Here is a 17,873-nt window from a genome sequence, read left to right as displayed (position 1 = left end):
CATCGGGAAGACCGCGCGCCGAAAGGGTGATTCCACCCTGTTCTCACGACCGCGCGGTCATTTCCGTCACCGGCACGAGAATATGGGCTGTTTCGCGCTCTGACGCGGGCCGGCGCAGGGCGAGGAAGTCACGCGCCGCGACGAGCCCGCGTAGCGAGTGACTTCCTCGCCGATCACCGGCCCGGCCGCGCCGACGGGCCTCGGAAACCCAGGGCCACCCGCCTATTCGGCGAGCCGGTGGCACCGGCCGCAAGCATCACCATCACCGCTGATCAACCGGCCGTCCGACGACTCCCGCACAACGAGACCACACCCCTGCTGTGCTGTGCGTCACTCTAGCCTGTGCCGACGTGGCGGATGCTCTCTCCGTTTCACGAAGGCTCTCTGGAGGAATTCCATGACGACATTCCCTGATCCGGTGGCTCCGGTCGATCCGGCCCCCACCTCCGGACGCTTCGCCAGAAAACGTTCCGCGGGGACGATCATCACCATTCTGGTACTGGTCGAGATCATCAGCGCATTCGAATCGTCGATGGTTTTCGCCGCGATCCCGACACTCATCCGGGATTTCGACAGTGATGCCGGTACGGTCGGCTGGACGGTCACCGCATTCCTTCTGGTAGCGGCGGCCGCGGCGGCCGTCTGTGGCCGTATCGGTGATATGTACGGCCGCGAGCGGGTTCTCGTGGTCATCCTCGCCGCCACTGTGGCCGGTTCCCTGATCAGCGCGCTCGGCGACAGTATCGGCGCCATCATCCTCGGCCGCGCCGTCCAGGGTTTGGCCGGCGCCATCCTCCCTCTGTGTGTCGGGCTGGCCCGCGAACACCTGCCGAAGGCGAAGATTCCCGTCGCCGTGGCCGTCATCTCCGGCACCGCGATCGCCGCGGGCGCCGCGGCGGCCTATATAGCCGGCCTGATGATCGACTACGCCAGCTGGCATATGATCTTCGTCGTCGCGGCGGTGTACGCCGCGGCAATGCTCGCACTGGTGCTGTTCGTGCTGCCCTGGCGGCCCCCCACCGGAACGACACAGCAGATCGACTATCTGGGCGCCCTCGCCTTCGCACCGGCTATCGCGGCAATCCTGCTGGGTATCAACAAGGTCAGCGCCTGGGGCTGGACCGATGGCAAAACCCTCGGCCTTATTCTGGGCGGTCTTGTCGTCCTTCTGCTGTGGGTGCGCTGGGAACTCCGGGTGGTGGATCCGATCGTCGATGTCCGGATACTCACCGATCGCCACCTCGCGTTGACGATGCTGGCCACCGTGACGCTGGCGGCGGGCCCCTTCGGTATCGGCAATATGATCAACGCACTGATCCTGCAGTCTCCGCAGGACGGACCGTTCGGCATCGGTATGTCCCCCTCCGACGCCGGCCTGCTGACCTTCGCCGGCGCGATGTTCGGTTTCGCCTTCACCCCGCTCAGCGGGCGGCTCACCCGTACCGTGGGCTCCCGGATATCGCTGCTGATCGGTGGCCTGATCTATGCGGCGGGTTGCGTCCTCACCTACGTATCCCACCATTCGATGATCGGGATGTTCGTTGTGCTGGTGTGTGTCTCCGTCGGTGCGTCGTTCGCGTACACCGCCCTGCAGAACCTCATCGTCGAGACCGTGGCGGTGGAGAACACCAGTGAAATCGCGGGGCTGAATGCCGTCGTTCGCACCGCCGGGCAGGGCATCGGTACCTCGATCGCCGGTGCGGTGCTCGCGGCGACCGCCGTCGCGGGGGTCAATACCGCAGGTGGTCTCGACGCCGTCGTGACGATCATGCTCGTCGGCACGGTGCTCACCGTCGCCCTTTCACTGCTGATCCGACGCGGCACCGTCTACACGACCCCGACCGGGACATAATCGATCCGGCGTTGCACCCGGGGCTGCGCTACACCGGCTCGGTCCCGGGCCGCCGGCGCGCCGACTCCGGGCCGAAGCGCCAGTGACCTTCCCACCTCGTCGGCGGGAAGGTCACTGGCGATTTTGGGAGGTCAGCCGAGGCCGAACGGCAGCCCCCAGACGGTGACGACCTGTTTGGCGGTCGCCGTCTCCACCTCCACCTCGGTGAACACCCGGGCCTGGGCGTAACCCGCACAGCCGGAGAGACCGATTGTGCTGTTACGCCAGGTGACGCTGCCGCGGGTTCCGGTGGTGCGGCTGAACGGACGATGCGATTCGGATCCGAAGGCATCGGGTCCTTCGAGATCGAGGAGATAGAACTTCGCCGCTCGGCCGGGCCCGAGACTCAGATTGCCGCCGAGGCTCGCGCCGGCCGAGGGGTTGCGCCCGGCCCAGTCGGAGCTGTAGTTCGCACCACTGTTTGCGCCACCGCCGGCGATATCCACCTGGCAGCCCACGATGTAGCCGGGTTCGATCTTCACCGCACGAGCCGGTGCCGACAACTCGACCTCGGCGGTGGCGGAGACCCAGGCATTGCGGTGTAGTGGCGTGGCGCCCATGGACGGGCTGATCGTGGCCGATTCACCGACGATCCGTATCCTCACTTCGGTACCGTCACCGAGTGTTTCGGTGACCGCACCGCCCGGCAACGGAACGAAGGTATCGGCACCGGCGATATCGGCGTGCATCAACCCGAGGGCTGCGCAGGCGACGAATGCGGTGCGGGCGAATTTCTTGTGATCGATCATTTTCGGAATACCTCTCCGGGCACGTTTTCCGGTTCGACTGAGGACTGTGGCGGCCGTTCCGGCTCAGCCGATGCTGAACGGAGCTCCGTACAGCGTGGTTTTCGAATAGTGGTCGCCGATGATCTCGATCACCGTGTAGGACCGGGCCTGGGCATAGCCACCGCAGCCCTGGATCTCGATTTCGAAGTCCCGGTACCCGAGGTGGTAGACCCCTGGCCGGAGGATGTCCTTGAATCCGACCTGCACGAATTCGACCTCGCCCGGACCGAGTTGTACACCGACGGAACCGCTCAACCCGCCACCGTTGATGCCGAGATTCCCGGCGAGCCCGGCGGTGACCGCACGATCGCCGATACTGACCTGGCAGCCGACCAGGTAACCGGTATTCACCTGGGAGGCGGAGTGGGTCGACGAATTGTTGGTACCGGGCCAATCCGCCGGGGTGGAGTAAGGACCGGGACGCTCGACGGTGGGAGTGTCGGTGACATCGGCGGTCACGGTGCCCGAGACCCACACCACCCGGCCGGCGCCGTTGGCGGCCATCGAAGGAGATACGACAGCGTGTTCACCGGTGCGGGTGACCGTCGCTCCCGGCGCGAACTCCCGGCCGTCCGGAAGCGGCACGAAGGTGTCGGCATGGGCGGCCCCGCTGACCATCAGGCCGGCGACAACCGCGCATACCGCGCCGATACCGCCGCGGCGTATCCCGCTGCGCAGACCCGCAGTAGGCACACGGTTCGGAACTGTTGTTTTCATGGGTGTCCCTCATCTCGATCGAAAGCGGACCTACCGGCATCGGACGATGCCTGCCCGGCGGGTCGGCGCCGAAAGGGCGGCCGGCGTGGTCCGCCGGTGGCGACCACTGTCTTGTTCCAGGGGGCGGGCACGGCTCGCACTCGACGATCCGCGGACTCGAGTGGCGCGTAGAGCCGGACGGGCCGGGCCTTTCTGTGCCCGCCGTCACAGGGTGTACGTAGTCGGCGTCCCATTCCTGCCGCATCTCACTCATCGAGAGCAGGACCGGTGCACCGGCGGGTGGCACTCGACGCCGACGGCGACGATGGCTGTGCGCCGAGATAGGTGCTACCACCGTCGCGCACTCCGTAACCGCCCGCCACCGTCGGCGCTGCGGTCCCGGCCATCGGGACCACAGCGCCGGAAGCCAGTACTCGACAGCGAATATGAGCCGGTCGGTTCCCGACACCGTCTATTACAGGAGCGCTGTGAAACTGCAGAACAAGGTCGCCATCGTCACCGGCGGAGCCGGCGGGATCGGCCGTGCGATCACCACCGTGTTCGTCCGGCAGGGAGCGAATGTCCTCTTCGTCGATATCGATAGGGAACGCGGTGTCGCGCTCGAGGCCGAACTCGGCGCGCGGTCGCGGTTCCTGCCCATCGATATCTCGCAGCCGACTGCCGCGGCCGCGATCCGCGATGCCGCGGTCTCGGCTTTCGGTGCTGTCGACATCCTGGTCAACAATGCGCACGCCTCCCGGCAAGCCCTGCTGGTGGACACCACAGCCGACATGTTCGACCTGTCGATGCGCACCGGTTTCTTCCCGACTGTGCATCTCATGCAGGCCTGCTACGAAGAGTTGAAGAAGTCGAAAGGTGTGGTCGTCAACTTCGCTTCCGGGTCGGGGCTCGACGGGATGCCCCGACAGACCTCGTATGTGGCGGCCAAGGAGGCGATCCGCGGCGTGAGCCGGGTCGCGGCCAACGAATGGGCACCCGACGGTATCCGGGTGAACGTGGTCTGCCCGTTCGCCGCTACCGAAGGGGTGAACGCCTGGGCGGCACAACATCCGGAGCAGGCCGCCGCGGCCGTATCGAAAGTACCGCTGGCGCGAATCGGGGACCCCGAAACCGATATCGCCCCGATCGTCGTATTCCTGGCATCCGAAGAGTCCCGGTACATGACCGGACAGACCATGATGGCCGACGGTGGCATGATCCAGCTGCGCTGACCCGGGCGTCCGGTCCCGCGCGGCCCATAGCGCGGACAGGGGTCAGACGAGGTTGTCTTCCACCGGCAGCCCCAGCGCACCCCGGCCGTACAGGGCGAGAGCGCGTTCGGGCTCGTTGGCGACGTGCGCACTGCCGGCGTGCGCGTCCCGCCAGGCCCGCTCGATCGGGTTCCCGCGGCTCAGTGAGTTACCCCCGGCCGTCTTGAACAGCAGATCGATCGCCTCCAGACTGCGTTCGCCGGCCCGCACCTGATCGCGGCGCGACCGCAGGCGCATCCAGGTGGGCAGCTCCGCACCGGCCCGGGCCAGGTCCCACAGGTCGCCGAGGTTGCGCTCCAGCTGGAGGGTGGCCGCATCGACCTCCGACGCGGCCCGTGCCACAGCCACCTGGGCGAACGGGTCTTCGGCGAAACGGCCACCGCCGAGGCTGAGCCGCACTCGTTCGCGCATCTCGCCCAGATACGATTCGTAACAGCCGGCGACGATACCGACGATCGGGACCGTGACGGCATAGGTGAAGATCGTGGCGAACGGCAGCCGATAGAGCGGGCCCGTGTTGACCTTCTGTCCCGGTCCGCGCAGTTGCGCGGTCTCGTAGTTGCGCACGACCCGGTGCTCCGGGACGAACGCTCTGTCGACCGTGATCCCATTGCTCGCTGTACCGCGCATCCCCACCACGTCCCAGACGTCGTGAATGCTGTAGTCCGCCCCCGGAACCAGCGCGGTCATGAAGTCGACCGGCCGGCCCGCGGCCCCGAAGAGCAGCCCCCCGAGCAAAGCCCACGAAGGGTGGTCACAACCGGACGAGAACTTCCAGTGACCGGTCAGCTCGTATCCGCCGTCCACTGGGACCAACTGCCCGGTCGGCGCGTACGCCGAGGACACCAGCACCGAGCTGTCGGCAGCCCAGACCTCGTCCTGGGCACGCTGGTCGAACAGCGCGAGATGCCACAGATGCACCCCCAGCACCGCCGTCAGCCACCCGGTGGAACCACACACTCCCGAGATTTCGCGCACGATCCGGTAGAACTCGACCGGATCGCCCTCGGCCCCGCCGTATCGTCCGGGCTGCAACATCGCCAGCACACCCGCGCTCCGCAATTCATCGATGGTCCGGCGGGGGACGTGTCCCGATTCGTCGACCTGGCGCGCCCGCGCGGCGAACACCGGGAGCAGCTCGCGCACCGCGTGCCGGACATGATCGGTCATCGGGGAACTCCTGAGGATTCGGCCGGTCGCGGCGATCGTATGCGGAGGTGTTCGCCTGGATGCCCGGCGAGGTCTCGCCCAGCGGGACCCGGCAGGTCCGCCCGGCCGCCCTCTCCGCGAAGAGGCCGGCTCCTAGAGCCACTGTCCGGATTGCACCGCCAGCAAGCGGTCGAGCGCCTCGGCCGACCATCTGGTTTCCGGTTGGGGCACGGCCTCATGGCCGCGGCGCGGCACACCGGATTCGGGATACAGGGTCCGCGCGACCTCCCGGGCCGCCCGGGCGACCAGGGGGGCGACCCGCTCGAGCTGCGCGGTGCGGGCGTCACCGCACAGCGAGATGCCGGCCACGGGACCGTCGACCCCGCGGACTGCCACACCGACACACGCGACACCGCGCACCGATTCACCGCGTTCGTACGCCACGCCGCGGCGCTGACGGATGCGATCGAGTTCCTGGTGCAGGGTCACCAGATCGGCAATGGTGCGTTCGGTGCACCGATTCAGCCGGCGCTGATACAGCGCGTCGACGTTCTCCGGGTCCATCCACGCCAGCATCGCTTTGCCACCCGCGGTCGAGTAGGCCGGGCCACGGCCACCCACTCGGGACGGGAGAGATGCGGCGAACCGGCCGCCGACCTTGTCCAGGCAGACGGTTTCCCCACCGTCAAGCACCGCGAGATGTACCACCATCGCGGTACGCAGATGCAGCTCGTGCAGCAGCGGCGCGGCGGCAGCGCGGATCTGGGCATGGCCGCCGTCGCCGCCACCGAGTCCGAGTGCCCGCCGGCCCAGCCGGTATCCGACCGAAGCGTGTTCGACCCAATGGGAGCGGACGAGTTGATCGAGGATCCGGTGCACGGTCGAGCGTGGTAGCAGGGTCCGGGACACGACTTCTTCGAGTGGCAAGCGCACCGCGGGGCCGTCGAACGCGTCGAGGATCAGCGTCATACGTTCCACCATCGACGGCGGCAGCTCACGCCGCGGATTCTGGATCGGAGACACCGAACCCGTATCAACGACCGCCATCGAGCCTCCAACCAACCCGGCCGCTGCGTTGAGCAGGCAACAAAACTGAAATGAATTCTAATTATAACAGTGACCCGGGTCACCGGAAAGATTCACCCGACGCACCAGGTCAGCGCAACCGCTACCCCACCCCCGGTCGCGGCAGCGGATATCGACGGACCCGAGGGCGCGTGAGCGCATACCGTAGACGCCGCGCCCCGGCGGCTCGCTTAGGGTTGATCGATGGCTGATCGTTCGGTGGATGCGGTGCAGCGCGGTGAGAGCGCCTCGCCGCCGACCGCACGCGTGCTCGACATCATGGAGTTCCTGGTGCGGCACCGCGGCGCGCAACCGGGCCTGTCCGAGGTGGCGCGGCGCTGCGCGATCAGCAAGCCGACCTGCCTGGGGATTCTCACCGAACTCACCGACCGCGGCTACCTCCGGTGCGACCCCGACACGAAGACCTATCGACTGGGCCCGGCAATGGTCACCGCGGGCCGGGCGGCGCAACGCGATGTCGCGCCGGATCCGGCGGTGTCCGAGCAACTGGCGTCGCTCAGCCGCCGGTTCGACGCCATGTGCGTCGCCTCGAGTCGAGTGGGCGACGAATTCATGGTGCTCGAGGTCGCGGCACCGCCGGGAGCGCGTCCCCCCGTCGAGGTGGGACAGATCGTTCCGGTGGCCTTGCCGACCGCCCTGATGTACCTGCTGTGGCAATCCGACGAAGCTCTCGAACAGCAAGTGCGGGAAGAGCATACGTGGATGGCCGGAATCGATCTGGGTGATCTGCGGCGTATGGCGGTCGAATGCCGCACCGTCGGATACCTCGTCGAACGGTTGTCGCCCACGCTCGAACGGGTCTACCGGATATTGGGAAGCACCACCGCCCGGGATCTTTCGCCCGACCTGCGCGGCCTGATCACCGAACTGCTGGCAGGCATGGGGCGACGGCGCGTCCTGCTGCACGACGAGTTGCAGGCCGGCGGTGTGGATTCGACCCATCGCGTCGGGGTCATCGCGGCACCCACCTTCGACGAGTCGGGCGACCAAGCGTTACTGCTGGCCATCAACCTGCAGACCGATCTCACGGTAGCCGAGATAGCCGAACGCGGGTCCGCCCTGAAGGCCGCGGCGGACACACTCACGACCGAACTCGGTGGCCGCAACCCTCACCGGTAGAGCCCACTACCGCATCGTCGCTCCCCCGCAGACCGGAGGATCGCCGGACCGATACCGAAGGTAGCCGGGCCGGGTTCGACGGGCTGGGGTTGACCGATGCGCTCGACCGGATGTACCGTGACCGCCGACACAATCTACCGGATCGGTCGAATATTCGACCGATCGACGGTCCTGGGAAGTGTGGTTGTACGTTGAACGATTTCACTCGTCGCCGCAGGTGCGATTCGCCGGACAGCAGCTACCCGGACCAGCGGCCGGACAGGGAATTCGGCGCGGCACACCGCCCGAACCGGACACGTCCGAATCCGCCGATCACCACTCGGCGCTCCCGGTAAACGACTCGCTCACCGATGAGCACGGGCCGCGGACCGGCGCTCATCTCATCAGGAATTCCGGTTGCGGAGGTCAATCATGCTCATTCACCGCTCGGCCCGTCGCCTGTACGCGGCAGCCGTCGCAACCGTCGGCGCGGTCCTGATCACCGTCGCCGGTGGCGGAGTCGGCGTCGCCCCGGCCGTCCCTCCGGTCCCCGGGGGAAAACTTCTCGGCGCCCGGCCACTGACCACCGTCGCGGCGCTACCGAGTGCCGCGCGAACAGATCTGATCGCCTACACTTCCCACGACGCGCACGGGCGGCCGATCGTCGTATCGGGCACCGTCGCCGTACCACGATCGGCCCCACCCGCCACCGGATGGCCAGTGATCAGCTGGGCGCACGGAACGACGGGGTATGCCGATGCCTGCGCGCCTTCACGGGACACCGCCACCGGTCCCGCCCACGATTATCTCGGTCCGGTGACCCAGGTTCTCGACACCTGGATCCAGCGTGGATACGCCGTGGTCCAAACCGACTACCAGGGCCTGGGCACACCCGGCGGGCATCCCTACATCAACGGGCTCGGCGAAGCGAACACGGTGACCGATATCGTGCAAGCGGCCCGCTCGCTCAATCATTCGATCGGCACGGACTGGGTCGCCGCCGGACACAGCCAGGGCGGCCAGGCAGCGTTGTTCACCGCCCAGTACGCTGCGGCCCGGCAGCCGGAGCTTGCACTGAAAGGCGCCGTCGCCATCGCGCCGGGCGGGATCGGCCTCAGCCGAATGGTCGAGTTCGTCGACTCCGGCCGGCCCGGCGCCGAAGCCGCCGCGGCGTTCCTACCGCTCATCGTGCTGGGCGCGCACGTCGTCCAACCGGCGATCGACCCCGGTAAGCTGTTCACACCGGCCGCACAGCCGATGCTGCACGCGGCGCAAACCGGTTGCGTGGCGCAGATCCGCGAAGTTCCGCCGATCCCGGCCACCGAGATCTTCGAACCCGATGCCGACTTCGGCACCCTGACCCGGTACCTGGAAGAACAGGACCCGTCCGGCACTGTGCCCGCGGTGCCGGTGATGATCGCCCAGGGCAGCACGGACACGCTGGTCACCCGGCCGAGCACGGACACGCTCGTCGACACCCTCTGCGGCAAGGGGGCAACGGTCGACTACCGGATCTACGACGGCCAGGACCACCGGGCAACCGTCCCCGGCTCACTGGCCGACGCACAGCGATTCGTGGCCGCGGCGCTTTCGGGAGAACCCGCCACCGATACCTGCGCGGCCCGATGAGCGCGGCGATCTCCGCACTCTCCGATAGAAATCGGCAGAGTCGCCGACGTATACATACATCCGAGGCCGTGTGCACGGAGAACACCGCGAATCGGCGGCTGTTCGACCCGGCGGGCAGGATGAACACCGGCGAATTCGGCGGCCCCTGACCAGCGCGACCGAGGACCGCAGCGGGCCGAGGACCCGAAAGGGCATTCCCCCCAACCGACAACCCTCCACGGCGCTCATTTACGTCACTGTGACGACATACCCGATAGGGCGTTCGAGGCCGACATCGGTAATACCGGCATAAGATTCGGTGCCGATGAGCGGCCCTGCCCGGACCACGACGGCCCTTTCCGACGAGATGACCTACCGCGTGCTGCGCATGTTCGGAATGAACAAGCGCAGCGCACAACGGCTGATCTCCCACCCCCTACCGGAACTGCCCCGGGTCGCCTGACTGCCGGCCCGAGCCCTGCCGACCTTCCGTTAGCGAGCCACCGCCGCCCTGCGTCCCACAACAGTGCGGCCACCCACCAGCGCTGTCGCGCCCGCTCGATGACCCGGGAACCACGCCCCGCAGCCGGGGGACGGAGACAACCACCGGCCGCCCGACCCGTCCGGCGGTATTCGATACGCCGACATCCCGTCGACGGCCCGAATGCTACTGTGAGCGGGCGTTGGTTACCGCCTGTCCACAACAGGCGGTTCGTAAGAGGGAATCCGGTGGGAATCCGGAGCTGCCCCGCAGCGGTAAGTGGAAACGACCGCGGTCATCGGCACTGGGCTCGCAGCCCGGGAAGCGACCGTCAGTAGGTGACGCCGTCCGGCGTCGGGTCCACGAGTCCGAAGACCTGCCCGCGTGACCGTGCCGACGGCGCGGTCTCCTGTCGACTCCGAGGGAGCGGTTGACGAGATATGGGTCATGTGGTTTTCGCCTGCCTGTGCGCATCCAATTCGGGGCGGTGCGCGTAGAGCCGGGCGATGAGAACTGTCGGCGGGCGGCGACTGCCCGTCACCGCACTGGTCGGCGCTTTGATCGTGGCACTCGCGGTGGTCTCCGTGCTCGCTCTGGCGCTGGGTGCGGCTCATATCCCCTGGCGCGACACAGTGTGGTTCCTGTGGGCCGAGCCGACCGGGGGCACGGTGGTCGCCGCAGATGTCGCCAACTATCGGATCGTCGTCGAGTCGCGCCTACCGCGCGTGCTCCTGGCGGCCCTGGTCGGGGCCGGACTGGGCGGGGTCGGACTGGTGGTCCAGGCGATGGTCCGCAATGCGCTCGCCGACCCATACGTCCTGGGTATCTCCTCGGGTGCGTCGGTAGGCGCCACCGCGGTCGTCCTCTTCGGTGTCTTCGGTGCGCTCGGCGTCTATGCCCTTTCGACGGCGGCCTTCGCCGGGGCACTCGCCGCCACCCTGCTCGTCTATCTCATGGCGCGCTCGGCCGCCGGGCTGGTACCGCTGCGGCTGGTGCTGACCGGTACCGCCGTCGGCTACGGCTTCTCGGCGGCGACAACGGTGCTGGTGTTCCTGGCCCCGCACGGGGACGCCGCCCGTTCGGTGATGTTCTGGCTGCTCGGTAGTCTGGCCGGCGCGACCTGGCAGATGGTTCCCCTGGTCGCCGCGGTGGCCGCGACCGGTCTGGCGGTGATCGCCGCGTATGCGCGGCACCTCGACGCGCTGGCGATGGGCGACGAGGTCGGTGCCGCGCTCGGGCTGAACGCCTCCCGATTCCGGCTGCTCATGTTCGTGGTATCCGCCGCGATGACGGGGTGTTTCGTCGCGGTCTGCGGTGCGATCGGCTTCGTCGGCCTCGTGGTTCCGCACGTCGCCAGATTGCTGGTGGGGGCCGGCCACCGGCGACTCACCGTCGTGACACCGCTACTGGGCGCGGTGTTCCTGGTGACCGCGGACCTGGTGGCGCGAACCCTCATACCCCCGCAGGAACTCCCCCTGGGCGCGATCACCGCCGCGGTGGGAGTACCGGTATTCGTCCTGTTGATGCGCCGCCGCGGCGCCCTGGTGGAACGGGACTGATGCGCGTCGACTACGAGGATGTCACAGTCGAGATCGACGGCACGGCGGTGGTCCGGACGGTGACCCTGGCTGCCGGGCCGGGCGAATTCATCGGCGTCGTGGGGCCGAACGGTAGCGGTAAATCGACTCTGCTGCGGTGTCTCTACCGCGCACTGTCGCCGGCAGCCGGACGCGTCCTGGTCGACGGACGGGATGTCTCCGCGATCAGCATGCGGGAGAACGCGCGTCAGGTCGCCGCGCTGACCCAGGATTCGAGCACCCCGTTCGATTTCACCGCCGCCGAGGTCGTCGCCACCGGACGCCTGCCGCATACCCCACTGCTGCGCGGCACACATCGGCGTGACCGGGAGATCTGCTCGGCGGCAATGGTATCGGCCGATATCGGTCATCTCGCCGCGCGCGGTTTCCTCTCGCTGTCCGGCGGGGAGCGCCAGCGCGTCCTGATCGCGCGGGCGCTGGCCCAGCAACCACGGGTGCTCGTCCTGGACGAACCGACCAACCACCTCGACGTCCACCACCAGTACAGCGTGCTGTCCGCGGCACGGGCGCTGGGTATCACAGTGATCGCGGCACTGCACGACCTCAATCTGGCCGCCCAGCACTGCGACCGGATCTTCGTCCTGCACACGGGCCGGCTCGTGTGTTCGGGCCGTCCGCACGAGGTGATCACCACGGAGGTGATCACGCGCTGGTTCTCGATCGGCGCCCATATCGTCACCCATCCCCGGCTCGGCGTCCCGCAGATCATCTTCGACGAAAAGGAACGCTAGATGAGATCATTCCGGCTGCTCCCGGCGATCGCCGTCGCCTGCCTGGCACTCACGACCGCGTGCGGCGCCGAAATCCAAGAGGCTCCGACGAGCGCGACCGGCCGATCCGTGACGGTGACCAATTGTGGCGCGCCGCTCACCGTCGACGGTGTACCGAAGCGGGTGGTCACCAACGACACCGGCATCACCGAGATGATGCTCGCCCTCGGCCTGGCCGATCGACTGGTGGGTTACACCAGCTACCCCGGCAAGGAACGCGATATCGCCACTTCACCGTGGCGGGCCGAGTTCGAGCGCGTACCACCGCTGGGTGATGCCTTCACCCGCGAGGTCGTGCAAGCGGCCGCCCCCGATTTCGTCTTCGCCGGCTGGAACTACGGCTTCAAGGAATCCACCGGCCTCACCCCGGACTGGGTGCGCTCGATCGGGGCGGTGCCGTACCAGTTGACCGAGGCCTGCCGGCAGCCGGGCACCACGCGCCGCGGGGTGATGGAACCGCTGGACGCCCTCTACGCCGACCTCGTCAACCTCGGCGAGATCTTCGACGTGCGTGCGAAGGCCGACGACCTGGTCACGCAGTACCGCGACCAGGTCGCGGGGGCGGCGGACGGTGCGCCGGCCGGAAAGGAGCCGGCCCGGGTGTTCCTGTTCGACAGCGCGACACCGGAACCGTTCACCTCGGGCCGCACCGCCGCACCGTCGCAGATCATTCGGAAAGCAGGCGGTACGAATATCTTCGACGACCTGAACGACTCGTGGACCACGACCTCGTGGGAGGCGGCGGCACAGCGGGATCCGCAGGCGATCGTGATCGTCGACTACGGTGCGGGGCCGCAGAACTCGGTACAGGCGAAGATCGATCAGCTGCGCGCCCAACCGCTCATGGCCGGAACCACAGCCGTCCGCCGGAACAACATCATCGCCCTGCCCTACGCCGCGCTCGTCGAAAGCCCGCGCAACCCCCGGGCGGTGGTCACGGTCGCCGACTTCCTCCGTTCCAAGGGCTACTGAATCCTCGGGTGGCACCGCGCCCGCCCCCTGCGTTCGCCGCAGCCGACGCGAACGAGAGCCGCACCACATCTGTGCCGGTCGCGGAACCGCCGGCCTGATCCATCCGACTACCGATCGGCAGCGAACGGGCCGGACGCCCGGTGGACCGCGGAGAGGCAGGATGAGCATCGGGATGAGCGCGGCGCGGGCAGTGTGGGTCGGTACGGCGGCGCTTTCGGTGGCCGCGGTGGCCGGTGCCGCGATATCGGCCGGAGACATGCCCTACGCCGCGGCGGGCACCGCTTTCCCGGGCCTCGCCCAGGCGATCTGCTACACCGTGCTGCGGGCGTTCGCCATGGTGGCCGGTGCGGTCGCGCTGGGCGCGCTGGTGTACACCGTGTGCTGCACCGAGACCACCGGCCGCGGCCGGGTCGGTGTGGACGGGTACGCAGGACTCCGGGTCGTCGAACGCGCCGCCACGGTATGGGCGGTGGCGGCGGTCGCCCTGGTCCCGGTCACCGCGGCGGATATCGGGGGTTCCACGACTGTGGCGTTGTTGCGCGACGGCACCCTGGGCCCGCTGCTGGAGGCGAGCGAGAAGCCCAAGGCATGGGTGGTGGTCGCGCTCCTCGCCGCCGGGGTCGCGCTGATCGCCCGGCTGTCCCTGTCCTGGCTCGGCGCGGCGACGGCGCTGTTGTTCGCCGCGATCGGAATACTGCCGCCGGTGGTCGTGGGCAATGCCGGCGAAGGGCCCGGCCACGACTACGCGACCGGGGCGGTGTTGCTGTTCCAGCCGGCTCTCTCGGTGTGCTGTGGCTTGCTGTGCTGCGCCGCAGCGCATCTGCGACGCAACGGCGCGCACTGTGACACGGTGATCCGGCGGGTCCGGATGCTCACCGGTGTATGCCTGGCGGTCACCGCGCTCACCGGCGGACTGCTGATCGCTTTGCTGCTGCCGCCGGAACCGTTGGCGGCCACCGGTTATGGGCGCCTCGTACTCGGCGCGGCGGTCTGTGTCGGTCTCGCCGCCGCGTTCGTATGGCAGGCCGGCCGGATGCGGGCGCGTGCCGCGACGCTGTTCACGATGGCCGGAGCCGCGGCACTGCTGGCGGTGGCGTTGCCGGCCGCCGCGGGAGTGCGGCCGGCGCCGGCGTTCGCGGGACGCCGGTTCAGCGCGCACGAAGCGTTCATCGGCTTCGATATCGTGGCTCCGCCGACCGCGTGGCAGCTGCTCACCTTCTGGCGGTTCGATATCGTCCTCGGCGGTGCGGCGCTGGCCGGGATCGCGCTCTACGCGGTGGGTGTCGTGCGGTTACGTCGCCGGGGCGACACCTGGTCGGCGCGGCGCACCTTCTCGTGGGTCCTGGGTTGCCTGAGCCTGCTCGTGGCGACCTCGTCGGGTATCGGCGCGTACGGGTACGCGATGTTCAGCCTGCACATGATCACCCATATGGCGTTGAACATGGTCGTCCCGGTGCTGCTGGTACTGGGCGCGCCGCTGACGCTGCTGCTGCGGGTGGTACCGGCGACGGGCCGGGGCGAATTACGCGGGCTGCGAGAGGGGTTGCTCGAGGTGCTGCATTCCCGGGCGAGCGCTGTGCTGGCGCATCCCGGCTTCTCCATTCCCGTGTTCGTGGTGACGCTGTACGGGCTGTACTTCACCTCGCTGTTCGAGGATCTGATCAGCTATCACTGGGGGCACGTGCTGATGAACGTGCACTTCCTGATCGTCGGCTATCTGTTCTATTGGGCCATCATCGGTATCGACCCCGGTCCGCGCCGGCTCCCACATCTGGGGCGGCTGGGCATGTTGTTCGCGATCATGCCGTTCCACGCGTTCTTCGGTGTGGTCGTGATGTCGACCGCGTCGGTCATCGGCGGGCGGTTCTACACGAACCTGCAATTGCCGTGGGGTATCGATCTGTCGGCGGATCAGCACGCGGGCGGCGGTATCGCCTGGGTGGCCGGGGAGGTCCCGGTACTGATCGTGGTCGGTGCCCTGCTGAGCCAGTGGGTCGCCCAGGACCGGCGGACCGCCGTACGTACCGACCGGAAGGACGAGACGTACGGCGATTCCGATCTCGAGGCCTACAACGCGATGCTGGCGGAGCTGGCGCGCTCACGCAGCTGACTCGGCGGCCCGGTGCCCGTTCGTACTCGGCCGGTGCCGGCGCAACCGCAAGCTGTTGGTGACCACGAAGAACGAGGAGAAGGCCATCGCCGCCCCGGCGATCAGCGGGTTGAGCCAGCCCAGCGCGGCGATCGGGATCGCGACGACGTTGTAGCCGAACGCCCACACCAGATTCGCCCGGATGGTGCGCAGGGTGGCGTGCGCCAGTTCGATGGCGTCGGGCACCGTATGCAGGTCGGGCCGCACCAGGATCACGTCGGCGGCCGCGAGGGCGACATCGGCGCCGGTGCCGATCGCCAGTCCGAGGTCCGCCGTGGCCAGGGCGGCGCCGTCGTTGATACCGTCACCGACCATGGCCACCCGGTGCCCGGCCGCCCGCAACTGCGCGATCCGGGTCACCTTGTCCTGTGGTAGCAGCTCGGCGAACACCGCACCGACGCCCACCTCGTCGGCGACGGCCTGGGCGGCGAAGGCGTTGTCTCCGGTCAGCATGACGGTCCGCAGGCCCAACCGGTGCAGCCGGGCGACGGCGGCGGTCGCCGACTCCTTGACCGTGTCGGCGACCGCGATCACCGCCACGACGGTCTCGTCCACGGCGACGAACACCGCCGTGCGCCCGGCCCGGGTGTGCCGGTCGAGGTCGGCGGCCAGCGTCGGCGGCGCCACACAGCCGAACTCGGCCATCAGCCGAGGACGCCCGACGAGAACCTCCCGGCCCTCGACGCGCCCCCGGGCCCCGAGGCCGGGAAGCGCCGCGAAGGCGTCGGTATCCGGGAGTTCCCCCGCCCGCCGCGCGGCCTGCGTCACCGCCGCCGCGACGGCATGCTCCGACGCCGCTTCCACCGCACCGGCCAGCCGCAATGCCGCCGCCTCGTCGATTCCCGCGGCGGTGACCCCGACCACCCGCATCGAACCGTTGGTGACGGTCCCGGTCTTGTCGAAGACGACCACATCCACATCCCGGGTCGCTTCGAGCGCCCGGTGGCCCTTGATGAAGATGCCCGACCGGGCGCCGCGGCCCGAGGCCACCATCAGGGCTGTCGGGATGGCCAGGCCGAGTGCGCACGGGCAGGCCACCACCAGCACCGCGATCGCCGCCGCGCCCGCCGTATCGGCTCCGTGGCCGAGCAGCAGCCACAACGCGAAGGTGGCGGCGGCGGTCACGAAGACGAACGGGACGAACACCGCGGAGACCTGGTCCGCGACGCGCTGCATCCGCGCCTTGCCCTGCTGCGCCTCGTCCACCAGGCGGATCATCGCCGACAGTGCGGTATCCGGGCCCACCGCCGTCGCCTCCACGACAATGCGCCCGGTCAGCGATACGGTGCCGCCGGTCACCCGGTCGCCGGCGGCGATCTCGACCGGTATCGATTCGCCGGTCATCGCACCGGCATCGAGGCTGGTGGCCCCGCCGATCACCGTGCCGTCGGCGGCGACCGTCTCCCCGGGCCGGACGAGAAACCGCTGGCCCGTGCTCAATTCGGAGACCGGCACGGTGATCTCACGTCCATCCCGGGTGAGGACGGTGACCTCGTGGGCCGCCAGTGCGGCCAGCGCCCGCAACGCGCCACCGGCGGCGCGTTTGGCCTTGGCCTCGAAGTAGCGGCCCGCCAGGACGAAGGTGGTGATACCCGCGGCCACCTCGAGATAGATCGAATCGCTGGACCAGATCGCCGCCCAGACACCGTCCGGGGTTTCGGTGCGGGCGGGACTCAGGTACATGGTGTGCAGCGACCACAGGGTCGCGGTGAGCACACCCACGGAGACGAGTGTGTCCATGCTCGCCGTGCGGTGCCGGGCGTTGGCGAATGCGCGCCGGTGGAACGGTGCGGCCGCCCACAGCACCACCGGGAGCGCCAGTACGGTGAGCAGCAGCTGCCATCCGTCGAAACGGGCGCTCGGAATGAATGCGAACATCACCGAGAGATCGGCCAGCGGGAAAAAAGCCAGCAGCGCGACGAACAAGCGCCGGCGCAGATCCGTCACCTCCGCATCCTCGGCGCCCGTTCCGGCGAAGGCGGGACGCTCCGGCGGGGTCGGCTCGGCGGAGTACCCGGCGGCGACGACCGCTTCGCACAGCCGGGCCGGGGTGATCACCGGGTCGGCATCGACGGTCGCCGTACCGGTCGCGTAGTTGACGGCCGCGGTGACACCGTCGATCTTGTTGAGCCGGCGCTCCACCCGGGCGGCGCAGGCCGCGCAGCTCATCCCGCCGACGGTGAGGCGGATCCGGCCGCTGTGTTCGGGCGCGAGGGTATCCGATGGGGCCGGCATCACCGCGCCGTTCCACAGGGGCGGCACGGACCGGGCAACGGACGGATGATCGATGGGTTCGGCACGATCGAGCAGTCGGAT

14 protein-coding genes and 1 riboswitch are annotated in these 17,873 nt (G+C 68.6%); of the genes, 9 read left to right on the top strand and 5 right to left on the bottom strand.

Annotation, left to right across the window (positions count from 1 at the left end; translation table 11 throughout):
• The first annotated feature begins 397 nt into the window (after window positions 1-397).
• The gene (locus IG75_RS0103325; protein ID WP_030519642.1) at window positions 398-1,852 is read left to right on the top strand and encodes an MFS transporter; all 1,455 of its coding nucleotides are present in this window, start codon (window positions 398-400) and stop codon (window positions 1,850-1,852) included.
• 131 nt (window positions 1,853-1,983) lie between these two features.
• On the opposite strand, the gene IG75_RS0103320 is transcribed toward IG75_RS0103325, so the two are convergent.
• Window positions 1,984-2,640 (bottom strand): MspA family porin, encoded by a 657-nt coding sequence (locus IG75_RS0103320; protein WP_030519641.1) that lies wholly within the window; start codon window positions 2,638-2,640, stop codon window positions 1,984-1,986.
• Window positions 2,641-2,703: 63 nt separating this feature from the next.
• Window positions 2,704-3,372, bottom strand: a complete 669-nt coding sequence (locus IG75_RS0103315) for an MspA family porin (protein WP_373863721.1) — start codon at window positions 3,370-3,372, stop codon at window positions 2,704-2,706.
• 449 nt (window positions 3,373-3,821) lie between these two features.
• On the opposite strand from IG75_RS0103315, the gene IG75_RS0103310 reads away from it, so the two are divergent.
• The gene (locus IG75_RS0103310; RefSeq protein WP_373863722.1) at window positions 3,822-4,607 is read left to right on the top strand and encodes an SDR family NAD(P)-dependent oxidoreductase; all 786 of its coding nucleotides are present in this window, start codon (window positions 3,822-3,824) and stop codon (window positions 4,605-4,607) included.
• A gap of 42 nt (window positions 4,608-4,649) precedes the next feature.
• Here the strand turns inward: IG75_RS0103310 and hsaA are convergent, their stop codons facing one another.
• Together hsaA and IG75_RS0103300 are read right to left on the bottom strand one after the other, a co-directional pair.
• Window positions 4,650-5,816, bottom strand: a complete 1,167-nt coding sequence (hsaA, locus tag IG75_RS0103305) for a 3-hydroxy-9,10-secoandrosta-1,3,5(10)-triene-9,17-dione monooxygenase oxygenase subunit (protein ID WP_030519638.1) — start codon at window positions 5,814-5,816, stop codon at window positions 4,650-4,652.
• Between the two features lie 132 nt (window positions 5,817-5,948).
• A complete protein-coding gene (locus IG75_RS0103300) occupies window positions 5,949-6,842 on the bottom strand; it encodes an IclR family transcriptional regulator (protein ID WP_030519637.1) in 894 nt (297 codons plus the stop codon).
• 222 nt (window positions 6,843-7,064) lie between these two features.
• On the opposite strand from IG75_RS0103300, the gene IG75_RS0103295 reads away from it, so the two are divergent.
• From IG75_RS0103295 to IG75_RS0103255, 7 genes are all read left to right on the top strand, one after another.
• Entirely contained in the window at window positions 7,065-8,000 is a 936-nt protein-coding gene (locus tag IG75_RS0103295) for a helix-turn-helix domain-containing protein (RefSeq protein ID WP_051714165.1), read from the top strand.
• 411 nt (window positions 8,001-8,411) lie between these two features.
• Window positions 8,412-9,608 carry a lipase family protein gene (locus tag IG75_RS0103285; protein ID WP_030519635.1) on the top strand — a complete coding sequence of 399 codons (1,197 nt, stop codon included), beginning with the start codon at window positions 8,412-8,414 and terminating at the stop codon, window positions 9,606-9,608.
• 304 nt (window positions 9,609-9,912) lie between these two features.
• Window positions 9,913-10,050 carry a hypothetical protein gene (locus IG75_RS38895; protein WP_174561157.1) on the top strand — a complete coding sequence of 46 codons (138 nt, stop codon included), beginning with the start codon at window positions 9,913-9,915 and terminating at the stop codon, window positions 10,048-10,050.
• Window positions 10,051-10,254: 204 nt separating this feature from the next.
• Window positions 10,255-10,466: riboswitch (cobalamin riboswitch) on the top strand.
• Window positions 10,467-10,574: 108 nt separating this feature from the next.
• Window positions 10,575-11,627: a FecCD family ABC transporter permease gene (locus IG75_RS0103270; protein WP_030519634.1), complete on the top strand. Its 1,053-nt coding sequence runs from the start codon at window positions 10,575-10,577 to the stop codon at window positions 11,625-11,627.
• On the top strand, window positions 11,627-12,397 hold the full coding sequence (locus tag IG75_RS0103265; RefSeq protein ID WP_030519633.1) for an ABC transporter ATP-binding protein: 771 nt from the start codon (window positions 11,627-11,629) through the stop codon (window positions 12,395-12,397). Before IG75_RS0103270 ends, IG75_RS0103265 begins: the two co-directional genes overlap by 1 nt.
• On the top strand, window positions 12,398-13,408 hold the full coding sequence (locus tag IG75_RS0103260; RefSeq protein ID WP_030519632.1) for an ABC transporter substrate-binding protein: 1,011 nt from the start codon (window positions 12,398-12,400) through the stop codon (window positions 13,406-13,408).
• A 160-nt stretch (window positions 13,409-13,568) separates the two neighbouring features.
• Window positions 13,569-15,518, top strand: a complete 1,950-nt coding sequence (locus IG75_RS0103255) for a cytochrome c oxidase assembly protein (protein ID WP_030519631.1) — start codon at window positions 13,569-13,571, stop codon at window positions 15,516-15,518.
• Here the strand turns inward: IG75_RS0103255 and IG75_RS0103250 are convergent.
• On the bottom strand, window positions 15,507-17,792 hold the full coding sequence (locus IG75_RS0103250; protein ID WP_051714369.1) for a heavy metal translocating P-type ATPase: 2,286 nt from the start codon (window positions 17,790-17,792) through the stop codon (window positions 15,507-15,509). The genes IG75_RS0103255 and IG75_RS0103250 overlap by 12 nt on opposite strands.
• Window positions 17,793-17,873 lie beyond the last annotated feature (81 nt).

The organism is Nocardia rhamnosiphila NBRC 108938, from assembly GCF_000720425.1.
Lineage (GTDB): Bacteria > Actinomycetota > Actinomycetes > Mycobacteriales > Mycobacteriaceae > Nocardia > Nocardia rhamnosiphila.
Note: the sequence above shows the minus strand (reverse complement) of the source record. Positions and strands in the feature narration are given on the sequence as shown.